General features: G+C 28.4%; 10 protein-coding genes. All 10 read left to right on the top strand.

Annotated elements, in window-relative coordinates; translation table 11 throughout:
• Window positions 1-87 precede the first annotated feature (87 nt).
• The 10 genes from VJI95_RS03815 to VJI95_RS03770 all read left to right on the top strand — a co-directional run bounded on the left by VJI95_RS03815 (window position 88) and on the right by VJI95_RS03770 (window position 16,424).
• Entirely contained in the window at window positions 88-3,225 is a 3,138-nt protein-coding gene (locus VJI95_RS03815) for a DEAD/DEAH box helicase (RefSeq protein ID WP_324010311.1), read from the top strand.
• A 455-nt stretch (window positions 3,226-3,680) separates the two neighbouring features.
• Complete coding sequence (locus tag VJI95_RS03810) at window positions 3,681-5,489, top strand: InlB B-repeat-containing protein (protein ID WP_324010310.1); 1,809 nt, start codon at window positions 3,681-3,683, stop codon at window positions 5,487-5,489.
• Window positions 5,490-5,813: 324 nt separating this feature from the next.
• Window positions 5,814-7,280 carry a DKNYY domain-containing protein gene (locus tag VJI95_RS03805; RefSeq protein WP_324010309.1) on the top strand — a complete coding sequence of 489 codons (1,467 nt, stop codon included), beginning with the start codon at window positions 5,814-5,816 and terminating at the stop codon, window positions 7,278-7,280.
• Between the two features lie 239 nt (window positions 7,281-7,519).
• The gene (locus VJI95_RS03800) at window positions 7,520-10,354 is read left to right on the top strand and encodes a hypothetical protein (protein WP_324010308.1); all 2,835 of its coding nucleotides are present in this window, start codon (window positions 7,520-7,522) and stop codon (window positions 10,352-10,354) included.
• 308 nt (window positions 10,355-10,662) lie between these two features.
• Window positions 10,663-12,024 (top strand): aldehyde dehydrogenase, encoded by a 1,362-nt coding sequence (locus tag VJI95_RS03795; RefSeq protein ID WP_324010307.1) that lies wholly within the window; start codon window positions 10,663-10,665, stop codon window positions 12,022-12,024.
• A gap of 553 nt (window positions 12,025-12,577) precedes the next feature.
• Complete coding sequence (locus VJI95_RS03790) at window positions 12,578-14,602, top strand: thioester-forming surface-anchored protein (protein ID WP_324010306.1); 2,025 nt, start codon at window positions 12,578-12,580, stop codon at window positions 14,600-14,602.
• A 259-nt stretch (window positions 14,603-14,861) separates the two neighbouring features.
• A complete protein-coding gene (locus VJI95_RS03785; RefSeq protein WP_009354948.1) occupies window positions 14,862-15,179 on the top strand; it encodes a pro-sigmaK processing inhibitor BofA family protein in 318 nt (105 codons plus the stop codon).
• An 11-nt stretch (window positions 15,180-15,190) separates the two neighbouring features.
• Entirely contained in the window at window positions 15,191-15,820 is a 630-nt protein-coding gene (tmk, locus tag VJI95_RS03780) for a dTMP kinase (RefSeq protein ID WP_324010305.1), read from the top strand.
• Window positions 15,817-16,143, top strand: coding sequence for a cyclic-di-AMP receptor (locus VJI95_RS03775; protein WP_293440093.1), 327 nt, complete (start codon window positions 15,817-15,819; stop codon window positions 16,141-16,143). The genes tmk and VJI95_RS03775 overlap by 4 nt, the downstream gene beginning before the upstream one ends.
• A gap of 8 nt (window positions 16,144-16,151) precedes the next feature.
• Window positions 16,152-16,424 carry a cyclic-di-AMP receptor gene (locus VJI95_RS03770; protein ID WP_323999708.1) on the top strand — a complete coding sequence of 91 codons (273 nt, stop codon included), beginning with the start codon at window positions 16,152-16,154 and terminating at the stop codon, window positions 16,422-16,424.
• Window position 16,425 lies beyond the last annotated feature (1 nt).

Raw genomic sequence — 16,425 nt, 5'->3', positions numbered from 1 at the left:
CAGTTTGAAAACAATGGGAAAATATCATACATTACTTAGGAGGATATAATCTAAACGATAATTGTGAGTATAGTGAGGGAAGAGACAATGGACAAAAAGGAAAAAATATTAGAAGCATGGATTATGGTTGAGCATCTATCCGAGGGTGATATTAAGCTTAATGATAAGGATTTAAAACAAATTGAAATTTCAGAGGATTACAACTATTATTCAATGTTTTACTCTGAAATACAAATACAAAGAAAAAGATTACAAAACTGTCAAAAATGTGGTGTTGCTTTGTATTTCAATATTTTTCCATTTAAAAAAGTCGTTACATTACTTAGAGATAAATACAATCTTCCAGAAACATATGAAGAAATATCAGTAGGAGATAAATTCTCTTTTGCAATATATTTTGATAAGGAACTGAAATTTGTAGAAGAGATGACTTTTTTTACTGCGAGTTATTACATTTTAAAAAATGGAAGTATTCCCAAAGAGAACGAATTTTTAAATTTTGAAAAGAAAAATAAGGAATATATAAATAGTATTTTTGCTTGTCCTGAGGAAGAAGATTATATTGAATTTTTTAACAAAGCTTTTGTAAAACTTTTAAAAAAATATTCGATTCAGATTGAAGATAGCAGGATGAAAGTATTGAGCAATTTGGAAACAGATGCTATTAATTTACATTCTTTTTTTGTTGACGATTTAGAAAAAGCAAAGAGTATTAAAACAAAAAATTTAGATTCATATTTGTTGGGTGAGAATAAGGAAAGAGTAAATCTTAATAGTAAGGCAGATACTTCAACTTTTAATCCAAGTACCTTTGAAGATATTTTACAGCCTAAAAATTACCCAGTTGCACGTTATCCAAGTGATATCGAAAATTCACTCTCATTGATGCAACAGATTGCTGTAAATTTGGCAAAAGGATATGATAATGAGAAAATGAGAAGTGTAAACGGACCTCCGGGAACTGGAAAAACTACATTATTGAAAGATATATTTGCGGAATTACTTGTTGAACAGGCATATGAAATAACTAAATTAACAAATAAAGAGATTAGTAAAATTGATAAGTTGAAGTACTATGATAAAGCATATATTAGTGTGATGCCCAGTTCAATAGCAGATAAGGGAATTATTGTTGCAAGTTCTAATAATGGTGCAGTTCAGAACATAGTAAATGAGTTTTCTCTTATTAGCAAGATAGATAACTCTTTCGTTGATGAATTAAGAAAGGCAGATTATTTTTGGAGAATATCAAATTCAAAAAATTCAACAGAATGGAGAAAAAATAAAGATGGTAAGCCAGTTGAAATACTAAAATCTGAACAATGTGCGGATGAAAAGTTTTGGGGACTACTTTCGCTAGAAGGTGGAAAGAAGGACAATATAGAAGGAATCATTACTGCAATAAAACATGTTTATGACTATTTGAATAAGGAATATGAACCAAATAACAAAGTTTATGATGATTTTTTTAAAAGATATAAGCAAGTATGTGAATATAAAAATGAAAGACAGCATATTGCAGATAAATATGTAAATCTTTTGAAATTACGAGAACAGATCGAAACCAAACGTAAAAATAACGAGGAGAAGAAAGTAAAGTTTGAAGAAGAACTTAAAACTATTGTTAAGAAAAATGATGCTGATGAAGTTTTGTTAAAACAGAATTTAGCTGAAATAGAAGAGCAGATTAGTATATGTATTTTCGACATTGAAAAAAATATCAAAGAGACAGATAATGTTGAACAATCAGTCAAAGCGCTGGAATTGCAAAAACCATTTTTTCTTAGATTTAAAGCAAGAAAAGAATATAAAAAGCGATTGTATCCTTTTTCTGAAAAATTATTAGAATTGTCAAAAAAGAAAAATGAGTTAGATTTAGAACAAGCTAGTTTAGAAAAAGAGAAAAGAAATATAGAAAAAGGACTTAAAGAAAATGAAGAAAAAGTGTCTGTTAAGAAAAAAGAGAATGAGAAAATTATTCAATTAGAAATAAAAGAAATTCAAGAGCTTGGTGATAAAATCAAAAATATTTCATCTGAATTACAGAAATATTCTATAAATGAACTTAATATGTATATTGATTATGATTCACTTCAGCTAAGTAATCCGTGGTTTGATGAAGAGTATAGAAAATTGCAATCAAAACTTTTTATTGATTCATTAATAGTCAGAAAGCAATTTTTGTACGAAAATCGAAAAAGTATTAAATCTGCTTTACTCATTTGGAATAGGCAAAAGCAATATATAGATAATAAACAGGTTATTACTGAAGCGTGGAATTGGATAAATATGGTAATACCAATTATTAGTTCAACTTTTGCAAGTTTTTCAAGGATGTTTGCTAATATTGGAACAGAATCTTTAGGCTATTTGTTTGTGGATGAGGCCGGACAGGCACTTCCTCAATCCATTGTCGGCTCAATTTTCAGAAGTAAGAAAATAATGGTAGTAGGAGATCCTGCTCAGATTAAACCAGTACTTACATTAGATTCATCAATATTAAGTATGATAGGAAAACATTATGGAGTATCCAACAAATATTTATCCGATTCTGCTTCGGTTCAGACTCTTGTGGATGATATTAGTAAATATGGTTTTTACAAGAATGACGATGAATGGATTGGAATACCTCTTTGGGTGCACAGAAGATGTAAAAATCCAATGTTTGATATATCAAATGCGATTTCTTATGGTGGAAATATGGTACAAGGTACGTATGTTCTGGGAAAAGCTCTTTGGTATAATGTTAAGGGTAGTGCGTCTGATAAATATGTTAAAGAGCAAGGTGATTTTCTTAAAGAAAAAATACTTGAGATGATAAAGCGTAATCCGGATATTAGAAATAAATCTGTGAAAGATGTTGTTTATGTAATTTCTCCTTTTAGAAATGTAGCATATCATTTATCTCATGAATTAAAAGAAATTGGATTTACACGATATGGTAATGACGGAAAGCCTACTAATATTGGAACAGTTCACACTTTTCAAGGTAAAGAGGCAGATACTGTGTTTTTGGTATTAGGTTGTGATGAAAAAAGTCGAGGGGCAGCAAGATGGGCGATGAGTTCAACCAATCCAAATATTATGAATGTAGCTGTAACGAGAGCAAAAGAAGAATTCTATATTATAGGAGATTTAAGTTTGTTTATGAATATAAATAGTGATGTGATTAATCAGACTTATAGTATTCTGAAAAAGTTTAATTGTGAGGAAACAAAAGAATAAAAGTAATTAGAATTAAGTAATTCTCTTTAAAAAAAGATACAAGTATATAGTTTAAGATAATTATGATTACAGATTTGTTGTCTTGATGTGTTGTAGAACTGTGGCATTATTGTTTAAACTAAAAATTTAAAACTGCATAAAAAGCTTAAAAATAGGGGATTTTATATAAGTAGATGACTTATCAGAATTCCCTTTTCTGTATTATAATAATAGTTATGATTGATGTTTAGAATAGTTGGAGCAACTAAAAATTTATATAAAAAGTACGACAATTATCACTAGTAATAGAAGTATTTATTTGTTATACTACATTTGTAAAAGCATGTAAAAATAATTGACAAATAAAAGAAATTTTAAATAAAATTTTATTATACATAATTTAATAATAGTATTTACCTGATGGATAGGTATGTATTTTTACAGATTTTTTATAAAAAACAAGAAGGATTGAAACAATGAAAAAGTTAGTTAAAAAATCCATTGGCTTAATGATGGCTCTACTAATGGTATTCAGTGTATTTGCCGGTGCTACAAAAGTATTGGCTGAAGAAATGCCTGATAAAGAAAAGAAACTAACAAAGGACAATTATTGGGCTGAGTTAAGTTGGTATAAAGATTCAACTCATAGAGGGATTATACCATCTTATTTAAAGGATTATTTTGCAAGTAGTCGTGTAAAATGGGCTAATCGACTAAATGAGTATTCTTTAGTTCCTTTCTTTCCAAATGCTGGTATTGCTTCAGATAAAGAAGCGGAAAAAGAAATTATGGAATTTATAACTCAATATTTAGCTGCATATGCTAAAGATTATCCACATAAGGAGCCCAAAGATCCTGAACTTAATCGTTGGAAGGGTGGCAAACAGTGGAATCCATATAACTTTGATTATGCCAATGATCTTTTAACAGAAAAAACAACTGATTATAATGTGCGTGCAGATATCAAAGAAAGGGATCTTTCCAGTACAGCTGTTTCTAATCATCGCATCGGTGATAAAATCAATTTAGATTTTCATGTGGATTTATCAATGTTTAGAAAGGTTAAAAACACCTCACTTATTGCCATAATTAATTCAGAATTTCCAGCGTATTATATGATGAAAAATAATATGCCTGAAACTGCAATTACACAATCCGATGCTGAATTAGTGTTTGTTTTAGATTTACCAAAAGGTTTAGAATCTCTGGATACAACTAAATATAAATTGTCAGGTATTGATAGTTTTGATGATTTATCTGTTACAAAAGAAAATGGTGGCAGAAGAATTGTTGTAAAGGCAAGACTAAAGGCACCACATACTTATGAGACATTAAAGGAATTATACAAAAAGATTCAAAAAGTTAAATCAGCAACACTAAGTGTAGACGGATTACAAGTAACTTCTGATGTTGAAATCAACAAAAATAATACAGTTACAGGATATGCTTATGGTGCACACGAAAATATCTTTACTACTGATAATAATGTTATTTTTAATAAAGATGATTCAGCTATTCAAAAGGATAATAAGCATTATTTCTTTCGTCAAGCTATTGTTTATGCAGCTAAACAATCTGTAGATGGAAAAGATGAAGCAGGCGATGTTAATAAACCTAATTTGATTACTTATACATTCAGAGTAAATCATAATAAGGTAACTTTCATGAACGAGAGTGCAACACATGCAACAATCAATGTAGAAAATTGCAAATCGATTGATATGGATAATTTAACTGATCAGTCTATGCCTAAAAATCCAAGTAAAGCAGGATATACATTTAAAGAATGGAATACATCTGCTGATGGAAAAGGTATGAAATTTACAGGTACAACTGTTGTAAATGAAGATACAACTGTGTATGCTATTTACGATAAGAGTATATCTCCTATGAATGAAGCACCTACACTTGAAGTTAAAGATAAAACTATCAAAAAAGGTGAAAAAATTGATTTAATGAGCCTTGTTGTATCCGCTAAAGATAAAGAAGATGGTGATTTAACTAAAAATGTAAAACTTATTGATAATGGTGGTTTTAATAAGGATAAAATAGGTAAATATACTGTTACGTTTAAAGTAATTGATAAAGATGGAGCCAGTGTAACAAAGAAAGCTGTTGTTACAGTTGTTGAAAAAAACAAACCTACTCCAAAACCTGATAACAATTTTGAGAAAAAATTACCAAAAACAGGTAATAATTCAAATATAATCCTATATGCAACATTATTAGGATTATCAGGAATGGCACTTATTGCAGTAGGTACTAGAAGAAAAAAAGAAAATTAATTTTAGATATAACCTAAATATATGGTTCATTAATTAAGGTTTGGGGAGTAAAATTTAAAAAGTACTCCATAACTTTTTTATACATAAAAATTTTCTAAAAAATACCTATTTCAGGTTATAGTTATTATAATTTTGCTGTAGAAATTAATAAAAATAATGTTTATTTTGGAAATATGAAAGTTGGGATGTAAATTTTTAATCGTGGTAGACGGAAAAATATTAGAATATTAAACATCTTATATACTTGAAAGCTATAAAAAAGAAAATAACGAATAGATGTGATATAATGTATTTAATAAAATAACTATGGGGGATGATGGAATTTTGAATAGGAAAGAGAGCGAAAGTATTCGTTCAAAAATTTTAGGAGTTTGTTTAATTTTAATTAGTTTAGTAATTGTTTTTTTTGTTTTCAGACAGCTTTTTGATGTTGATGATACTTATGTAAATATCGAAAGAAGTGGCGAGCGAATTAACAATAGCATTTTTTATAAATATGATGGCAAGATTTATGCACTTATTCCAAGTGGGGGATATTACATTGTGGAAGATGCTGATGCAGATTCTTTTAGTGTAATTAAGTCAGAGCATACTTATAAACCTTCTGTTGTAGGAAAGGATAAAAATCATGTTTATTTTGGGAATGTGAAAATTGAAGACCTTAATCCAAAAAATATTTCTTATATTGGAAATGGATATTATACTGACGGAAAAAGTAATTATTTTTGTTCTCCACTTTCTGATAGAAATGATGACATTTCATATTTGTCGGAAGCTTTTGGACATATAGTTCATGCTTTTAATAAGAATAAAAAACCTAAGTCATATATTTATCCATATCATAAATTAAATACTGAAAAGAAAATTTCGAAAATTAATAGTTTAATATATTTTGCGACAGATGGAGATGTACTTTATTATAAAGGTAAAGCTCTTGAAAATGCAGATGCAAATACTATAAAAGAGGTTTCTAAGTATGGAGAGTATTTTTGTGATAAGAATAATGTTTATTATAAAAATGAACTTTTACCAATAAAAAATAGTGGTGAATTGGAAGTTGTTTCAGCTGAGCAAGGAGATTATTTGCTTTATGATAAAAAGAGTGGAGAAGTTTTTAAAGAGACTCTTAGATTTGATGAAAAGTCCGCTCCTTATAAAGTAATTGGAAATAGAAGTTCACATATCCGCAATTTATTTTTTGTTTCCAATGATGGAGTATATTTTTATAATCAAAGAAAAAATAAGCAAGTAAAAATTGGAGAAAATATTTTTAAGGGAAATATTGAATTTTTAGATGAGAATGTGTTTTGTGATGAGGAAAATATCTATTTTTTAAGTTCTTATGAAAAATATATTATTAGACATAGATCGCCACATATAAGACGATTGTATTCAATAAATTCTCAAATAGTTAGTTTTGATAAAAAAGAAGGTTGGGAAAAAGTAAAATCTATAAATAGTAGTATATCTGGTTCTATTTGGACAAAAAATGGGAAATATTATTATTTTGACAATTTAGGAAATAGTCAGCTTATAAAAGATACTGTATTTGAAATTACTGATAAAGGAGTATTAAACGAATTATTATCAAATGAAAGTAAAATAACCATCGATAGAATTAGAGAAATAATAAAAGACGAAAAAATGCAAGCTGTATTAGGAGAAGTTAAATATACAGCAACTGTAAAATATAGTCATTATTACCTTTATATGATTTTGTGTACTCCATTAATAATTATTGGAAGTAGGCTTAAATGGAAAAGGATTAAAAATAATGCTAACGAAAGATAAAATTAAACCATATAAGTAAAATATGTATATATGCAATGACATATTTGTTGATTTATATTTTTATGTGATTGTAATGATTAATAACTGTTGAATTCTAAATAATTTTGTAGTATAATTATACTGTGATGAAGATAAAAGTATTGACAAATTTCGAAAATAAAACATTATTTGTTGGTTTTTATACGGATAAATGAATTTATTATCTTGATATGGAGGAAAATAAAAAAGGAGATGAAAAGATGAAAAACAAAATTAAAAAATTTGTTTCTTTTTTTACAGCATTAGTGATAGCTTTAGGTGTAATAATACCTGGAGCATCTTCTGTTCATGCTGCAAATACGCTAAATGTAGCACAGTATACAAAAACTAGCGGAGTTGTAAAAGGAGCAAAAGGTAGCAATGCCGGAACTTATGAAGGAAAATGGGATGCAAAGATTCCAATGGGAAAAGTAATGGCTGGAATTGAAAGTGAAATGAAAAAAGCAGCAACCAATGGATGGTACCCACATGGCAAAGATGGAAAAAACAAGATAGCATATGTTGAATACAAGGTTACATTCCCTGAGGGAGTAACTATTGACACTGCTAAAATTACTACTGATAATTCAACTGCTATGTTTAACAAAGCAGCATTTACTCATACTGTAAATGGGCAAGTTGTTACATTTAAATTCCCATTACGTGATGAGAATTGGGCAGGTATATATAAGCACTATAATAATGATGGTGGAGCTACTTCAGATAAGACCATAGATATCAGTATTCCATATACTGTAAAAGCAAATAGTCTTAATGAAGCCAAAGCTTTAGAATCTAAAAATATAACTGCAAAAGGTGATTTTGAAACACATGCTAGTGGTACTTGGTACTCATTTACTAAGAGGGTTTACGATACAGATATTAGTACAAAACCATTAGCACCTGATTTTTCAGCTTCTGATGTATTTGTTAAACCTACAAATAATAACTTTACTAAGTCTGTTGATATAGATGCAGATTTAATGATTGGAAATGACACTGGTAATAAGCCAATTGTAAAACAAAAGTCAGATGAGATAGATTTTACAGGAGTTTTAAATACAAAGGCAATAAAAGATCAAATGGCTGATATTGAATCATCTCACTCTGGAGCTGAAGCTAAGAATATCAAGTTAGAAAATTTGTCTACTCACTTCAAGGCAAAACTTACATTACCGGAAGCTTTAAGTTTTACAAAATCAGAAGCTACACTTACCGGAGCAAATGGAATATTTAAAATTGAAGAAGTGAAAGTTGAAAATCAAACAGCTATTGTATCTTTCAAACTAGTTGGTTCAGAAAATATCACTACATTTGCTCAACTAAAAGAAGCAATTAATAAGGTAGATGATGAACTTAAGGTTACTTTTAAAAGTGCAAAATTTAATGAAAAATCACAAAGCAGTACAAATTATGAAGTAACAGGTTCAGTGCAAGGAAACTTAAAAGCAAAAGCAACTCATACAGTTAGTGGAAATGTAATTAATTTCAATTTATCTTGGAATGGTAAACAGTCTGAAATCGGAAAGAGTGAATCAAGTCCAAATGCTATTGCAATATCTGTTAAGTATTTAGCACCTACAGAACAAGATATTTCGTCAAAAGGAAATTTAGATGGAGATTTATTAGTTAATGGAAATACACAACATGATAAAGTGTATGAAGTTAATAAAAATGATTCATTAACTATGACTGGATTGTTAAATATTTCTCCTATCAAGGAGCAATTAAAAGAACTTGAAAAAAATTATGCTGCTTCTGGTGTTGCAACAAATATTAAAGTAGAAAATGTAAATACAAGCTTTACTGCTAAAATGACTTTACCAGAAGAAATGAAATTTGCTGATGATTATACAGTTGAATTAACTGGAGCAAATGGTAAGTTTAAGATTACCGAACAAAAAATATCTGGCAAAACAATTACTGTTACTCTTACTGTAGCAGATAATATCAAGACTTTTAAAGAAGTCAAAGAAGCTGTGGATGGAGTAGAAAATGAATTAAAAGTTAATGTAAAAGGCGTTAAATTTGATGCTGATAAGGCTAAAGCTAATACAAATTATACAATTAAGGGAACTGTTTCTGGGAAGTTCAAAGCAAAAGCTACACATATTCTTACAGGAAACGTAATCAATTTTGATTATACTTGGGAAGGTGTTCAACTTGCCGGAGGAGAAGATTCAACTGATCCTACTACTAAGGATATAAAATTAACACTTAAATATTTAGAAACTGCTGAAAATACATTTGAAGCAACACAAAAATTATTAGGGGATATTTTAGTAGGAGATAACACAGAACATGATAAAGTTTATGAAGTTGAAAAGGGAACAAAAGTCGCTTTCACCGGTTCTTTAGATGTATCACCGGTTAAAAAACAAATGAAAGATATAGAAGAACAATTCAAAAAGACAAATATAGACCCTTCAACTATTAAAATTTCTGATTATAATTCAACTTTTACAGCAACGTTGACATTGCCCGAAGAAATGGATTTTGAAGGAAATCCACAAGTGTCATTATTGAATGATAATGGAAAATACAAGGTAGTCAATTCAACTGTGAGTGGAAAAACTATAAAAGTAGTGATGACAGTAAATAAAGAAGTAAAATCATTTGCTGAATTAAGAGATGCTGTAAATGGAATGGAAGATAAACTTAATGTTGTAGTTGACGGTGCAAAATTTAATAGTAAAGCGTTGGAAAATACAAATTATACAGTTAAAGGTACAATGACTGGAGAACTTAAAGCAAAGGCTAAAGAAACAGTAAGCGGAAATGTGATTAACTTTAAGTTAAACTGGTATGCAGAACAACTACCAGAAGGAGCTGATGTAATCAATCCTACAAGAAAAGATATCACATTTACATTAAAATATGTAGCTAAAAATCCACCGGTTAATCCAATAGATCCAACAACACCTGGTAATAAAAAAACAAATAATAATTTGCCAAAAACAGGTGTAGAAACAAGTATAGTTTTATATGCAGTTCTAATTGGAATATCAGGAACTTTAATTGCTGTTGAATTTAAAAGAAGAAGAAATGAAAATTAATAACTATTAATTTCATAATAAAACATAAATAAATCGACCTTTGGATACGGCTAAGTTATTTCTAGAGGTCGATTTTTGTATATAAATTGAAGCATTTGTTTGATAGCTTAATAGTATTAAGGAAGATAATGGGAATAATTTACTTTTTTATAAACATTTTAAAAGGTACCAAAGCACTTAATTCATTCAATACTTCATTTTTCCATATACTCAAGTTTATATTGGTAAAAAAGATAAACAAAATATGTTTTAGGACTTATATTTAGGGAAAATTATAACAAAATATAGCATATCATAAGGAGTACAAAATGGAGTTAAAAAGTATAGTTGAAAAGCAAAAAGAATTTTTCAAAAAAGATACAACAAAATCTGTTGAATTTAGAATTAATATTTTACAAAAACTTGAAAAAGCGATTAGAGATAATGAAAAGCAAATATTATCTGCTCTATATGAGGATCTTTCAAAATCGGAAGCAGAAGCCTACATGACTGAAATTGGAATTGTATATGGGGAAATTCATGAAGCTTTAAAAAATATAAAAAAATGGTGTAAACCTAAAAGAGTAAGGGGAAGTCTTGGAACTTTTCCTGCTAAAAGTTATGTCTATTCTGAACCATATGGGGTTGTACTTATAATGGCACCTTGGAATTATCCATTTAATTTGTCGCTTTCTCCACTTGTTGCTTCCATTGCGTCAGGAAATTGTACAGTTATTAAATGTTCTAAAGAGAGCAAAAACACATCAAAAATTATTAGAGATATAATCAATAAAACATTTGAAGAAGAATATATTTACTGCATAGATTCTGAGCTTGATTATGATGAGATTCTACATCAAAGATATGATTTTATATTTTTTACCGGAAGTGCAAGAGTAGGAAAAATAATTATGCGTGTAGCAAGTGAAAATTTAACGCCTGTATCTTTAGAATTAGGAGGGAAAAGTCCTTGTATTATTGATGAAACCGCAGATATTAAACTTTCAGCAAAACGTATTATATGGGGGAAACTTTTAAATGCGGGACAGACATGTGTATCAATAGACTATATTGTTGTTCATAAAAATATAAAAGAAGAATTTATTAAGTATCTGCAAGAAGAAATTGAATTAAGATATCCTGATGCTATAAATAATAAATCTTATCCGAAAATTATTAATCCTCATCATTATGAACGTCTTTTAAATTTAATAAAGACGGAGTCAAATGTAATTGGGGGAAAGAGTAATGACAATGAAAGAAAGATTGAACCTACTATATTTCCTGATGTATATTTTGACCACGAAATTATGAAGGATGAGATATTTGGACCTTTGCTTCCTATTATTGAGTATGATGATATAGATAAAGTTATTAATATAATTAAAGCCAGAGAAAAACCATTAGCATGTTATATCTTTTCACAAAGAAAAGAAAATGCAGATTATATTATTAATAGCCTTTCTTATGGAGGAGGTTGTGTTAATGACACTATAATGCAACTTGCAAATAGTCATATTCCTTTTGGTGGTGTAGGAAATAGTGGTATGGGTTCATATCATGGAAAACATGGTTTTGATTTATTAAGTCATAAAAAAGGAATTGTAAAAAATAAAAAGATTTTTGATTTGCCATTTAGATATGCACCTTTTGATTTGAAAAAATTAAAGATATTTAAACGTATGATGTAATATATGAAATATAGTTTAGAAATTAATGTTAGGGAGTAAATTTTTAAAAAGTATTCCCTAACTTTTTTATTTCTTAAAATAGTTATAATCTTAAATTTTTATAGTTTCAAATTTCTTTAGCATATTGAAATATCAAGTTTTGTTATTATTAAGATTGTATATATTCTTTTAATTAAATTACTATAGCTCAAAATGTATTATATTTATAAATTTTTGGCATAAAAATACATGTTAATTTTTTTAAAAAAAAGTTAAATAATATTTGTTAAAACGATATCTTTTTTATAAAAATAAATATTGTAAAAAACTAAAAAAATGTAGACAAATTATTTTAAATTATGGTATAATTTACCTAAATAAACTTTTAAAATTTAGTTATTATTTTTAAATATTAATTATAAGAAATCGAATACATTTTTAATCATTATTATATAATAATTAAAATTTATTAATAATCTGACATGAAGTTTATTAAGACAAGATTTTGAGATTGTTTACTATAAAATTATCAAAATGTAAATAATCTACATTTTAACATGAAAGGAGTAATAAAATGAAAAAAAGAAACAAACAAATTTTCAAAAGTGCAGTTTCGTTTTTGATTATATTTTTGATGGTAATATCAAGTGTGATTCAACCATCTTCAAAAACTAAAGCTGATGGTTTTCCCAATGATGCTACAGGAGTATCACCGAATGGTAAATATTACTCAGCAGGGAATAAAAATCGTTTAGGGATGGTTACATCGGATGACTCTCATACTCCAGTAGAGCTATTCGCTTTTTGTATGGCAAATAGCAAAAAATATCCTGGATATGATGCTGCAAAGGATGAATATTTTGGTGTATATGAACAAATGTTAAATTTAAACAAGGAAAGTTTTAATAAACTTGTTAGAGACAACCACTTACCAGGTAAGGTTGCTACAGGTCATGATGAACTTTGGGATAAAGTATCTAAACTTATTTATATTTATTTAAAAGATCCCACAAATGTTATCGGAAGATCCGGTTGGACAACTCCACAAGATGCAATTAATGAATTTTATAATGTTGTTCAAAATGAAATATGGCGTTATACAGATGGTCAAAAAGTTGATAAAGACAGTAATCAATATTTGTTTTACAGATACTCAAAACAGGCTCAAAAAGCAGTATACTTATTGCGTGAGGCTGTAAACAGCGTTAATGTACCTGCTAATTTTGAGCTTCGTGGTTATAAACCGGAAAAGGTTCAAGGTCAAATCGGATATCAAGCTATTGTAACTGGAAGATTGAAAAAAGATCAATCTATTGGAGAAATAAAGACAACAGTAACGGCTGGAGGAAAGACTTCAACTGAAAATGAAATTGCAACATTAAAAGCAAAGGATATTGAAGGTGGAGTTGAAGTTTCAGATAAGATAACATATAAAGGACTTTACCCAAATGTAGAATACGATGTGATAGGTAAAATTTATGAAGTAAAAGATGGAAAACTTGTTAATCCTAATAAACCAGTTTCTGTAGTGAATAGTGGTGATGATTTAAAAGTAGATGCAACAGGGAAAGGCGAATGGATATTAAATTTTGGAAAGCTTAATTTAGAAGCAGGAAAATCTTATGTAGTCTTTGAGAAAGTAGTTTCAATGAAAGATGTAATAGATACAGATGGAGATGGAAAACCTGATAAGAAACAAGAATTAACACATGAAGATCCGAAGGATAAATCACAAACATTTACAATTCTACCTAAGGAAGAAGTTGAAAAAGAAGTAGTTTTTAGTAAGGTAAATATAGCAGGCAAAGAAATAGCAGGAGCAAGAATTCAAATAAAGGATGAAAATGGACAATTAGTAAAGGAATGGATATCCAAAGAAGGACAAAGTGAAACATTTAATTTAAAAGCTGGAACATATACATTCCATGAAGAAGTAGCGCCTGATGGATATTTAAAAGTTACAGATATTACTTTTGAAGTAGATGAACAAGGAAAAGTTACAGTTAAGAATGCAAATGGAAATGAAGTAAAAGCAAATGAAAATAAATTAACAGTAACAGATAAGGAAGAAGCATCAACACCTGAAAAGCCGTGGACACCAATTGTACCTTCAACAAGAAATCTAAAGGTAACAAAAGAGTGGTTGGGAACAAACGGAAATAAAATCACAGCACCTGTAGATAAAATAGAAGTTGAATTGTACAGAGATGGAAAGGCAACAGGGCAAAAATTAGAATTGAATAAGGCTAATAATTGGACAGCAGAATTCAAAAACTTAAAAGCATATGAGTCAATAGAAAATTCAAAGGCTTATGAATATGCGGTAAAAGAAGTTGGAGAAAGTAATAATTCAATTAAGTTGGATGGAAAGTTGTTTAAGGTAACTTATTCTGGAAATATGAAAGATGGGATAAAGGTAGTTAACACAGAAAATCCGACATTACGACCTTCAATACCTCCTGAAAAACATAAAAAACCTAAATTATCTAAGACTGGAATAGCAACAAATTCTCCAATTTATGCTGGAATTTTAGCTATATCATGTGGAATAATGTTAGTCTTGAAAAAAAGAAATCAAAAAAATGAAAATAATTTCTAAATTTTGATTTAAATACAACATTAAAAAGTTAATTGACTTAAATATAATGGAAAATAGCAAGCCTTATGACTTGCTATTTTTATATAATAACCAAAAATAAACTCAAATTCAAAAATTTAAAACTTAATAAGTAAAGTTTTTAAATAGAATATATTTTTAATTAAATTATATTTACTGATATATATATTTTTTTGGACGTTTTAATTGATAAAATCTTTACATTGTGATAAAATAATAATAAGAATAGGAGAGTGATACTTTGGAAAAACTAGGAAAAATGTATTATGATTCATTAGAATCACTTGATTTCGCTGGTTTAAGTAAGTTTTTTTTCGAACATAGTATTATTTCTTATATTGTAGGAATTTTATTAATTATTTTAGTTTTTAAATTACTAAAGTTTCCTTTAAAAATTTTAAAAAAGATTATTGTGAATTCTATAATCGGATATGTGATTTTATATATTTTGGCAATTTTTAAAATTGTTATTGTTCCATTTACCTATTTGAGCTACTTTTTAGTTGGTAGTTTTGGAATAGTCGGAATAATTTTATCATATTTATTTTATTCATTCTAAGGAGTTAAATAATGGGTTTATTTATTACTTTTGAAGGTCCCGATGGTTGTGGGAAAACTTCAATAATAAATTTAATTAAGGAATACTATAAGGATAACGAAAAAATAATTTTTACAAGAGAACCAGGTGGAACGAAAATATCAGAAAAAATCAGAGAGATTATTTTATCTAATGATAATGCTAATATGTCGCCACGAACAGAAGCATTACTTTATGCAGCAAGTAGAGCTCAACATATTGATGAACTTATAAAGCCTAATTTGGAAAAGGGAAATATTGTTGTTTCAGATAGATTTGTTTTAAGTTCACTTGCTTATCAAGGTGGAGGTAGAGAACTTGGGGTTGAAGATGTTAGAAAGATAAATGATTTTGCAATTAACGGAGTTAATCCGGATATGATTATTTTCTTTTATGTTGACCCTTTGACGACTTTAAAGAGAAAGTCTTTAAATGAAAATGCTGATAGACTTGAGCTTTCTGGAGATGATTTCCACAGTATAGTTTACGATACATATATGGAACTTCTTGAGGAGATGAAAGATGATGAAGTATTAAGAAAAGTTGATGCAACTAAAAGTATGGAAGAAGTTTTTGAAGATGTAAAAAAAATAATAGATGAAAAAATGGAGGAATTGCTATGAAGATGATAATTGCAATAGTTCAAGATCAAGACTTGAACCCGTTACAAGAAGATTTAACTGAAAAGGGATTCAGAATGACGAATCTTGCTTCGACAGGTGGATTTTTAAGAGCTGGAAACTCAACTCTTTTAATAGGTGTTGAAGAAGAAAAATTGGATGAATGTTTGAAAATTATTGAAGAAAATTGCAAGTCAAGAGAAATTACGACATCTGTTTTGAGTGTTACAATGCCGGGTGATGCTTATATTCCATTCCCTATGGAAGTTTTAGTAGGCGGAGCAACAATTTTTGTCCTTGATGTTGTAGATTTTGTAAGAATGTAGGTGATTTTATGAAACTTATTTTAGCAATTATACAAGACCATATAGCTCAAGATGTTTTAAATGAGCTTTCTGAAAACAAAGTTAGAGCTACAAAACTATCTTCAACTGGTGGTTTTTTCAAAAAAGGAAATACTACAATATTGATAGGTATTGAGGAAGAAAAATTAGATAGAGTTAAAGAAATGATTTTAAATATTTCAAAAAATAAGGAAACAGTTGATGATAAAACCGCAAATACTGTAATGTTTGTTCTAAATATGGATCAATTTATAAGGGTGTAGT

Source organism: Parvimonas sp. C2, from assembly GCF_035282405.1.
Taxonomy (GTDB): Bacteria; Bacillota; Clostridia; order Tissierellales; family Peptoniphilaceae; genus Parvimonas.
This window is presented reverse-complemented; position numbering and strand designations above follow the sequence as displayed.

Excerpts from the sequence above, each read along its gene's own strand:
- VJI95_RS03815 (WP_324010311.1), top strand. The coding sequence starts at position 88 with ATGGACAAAAAGGAAAAAATATTAGAAGCATGGATTATGGTTGAGCAT.
- VJI95_RS03810 (WP_324010310.1), top strand. The coding sequence starts at position 3,681 with ATGAAAAAGTTAGTTAAAAAATCCATTGGCTTAATGATGGCTCTACTA.
- VJI95_RS03800 (WP_324010308.1), top strand. The coding sequence starts at position 7,520 with ATGAAAAACAAAATTAAAAAATTTGTTTCTTTTTTTACAGCATTAGTG.
- VJI95_RS03795 (WP_324010307.1), top strand. The coding sequence starts at position 10,663 with ATGGAGTTAAAAAGTATAGTTGAAAAGCAAAAAGAATTTTTCAAAAAA.
- VJI95_RS03790 (WP_324010306.1), top strand. The coding sequence starts at position 12,578 with ATGAAAAAAAGAAACAAACAAATTTTCAAAAGTGCAGTTTCGTTTTTG.
- tmk (WP_324010305.1), top strand. The coding sequence starts at position 15,191 with ATGGGTTTATTTATTACTTTTGAAGGTCCCGATGGTTGTGGGAAAACT.
- VJI95_RS03775 (WP_293440093.1), top strand. The coding sequence starts at position 15,817 with ATGAAGATGATAATTGCAATAGTTCAAGATCAAGACTTGAACCCGTTA.
- VJI95_RS03770 (WP_323999708.1), top strand. The coding sequence starts at position 16,152 with ATGAAACTTATTTTAGCAATTATACAAGACCATATAGCTCAAGATGTT.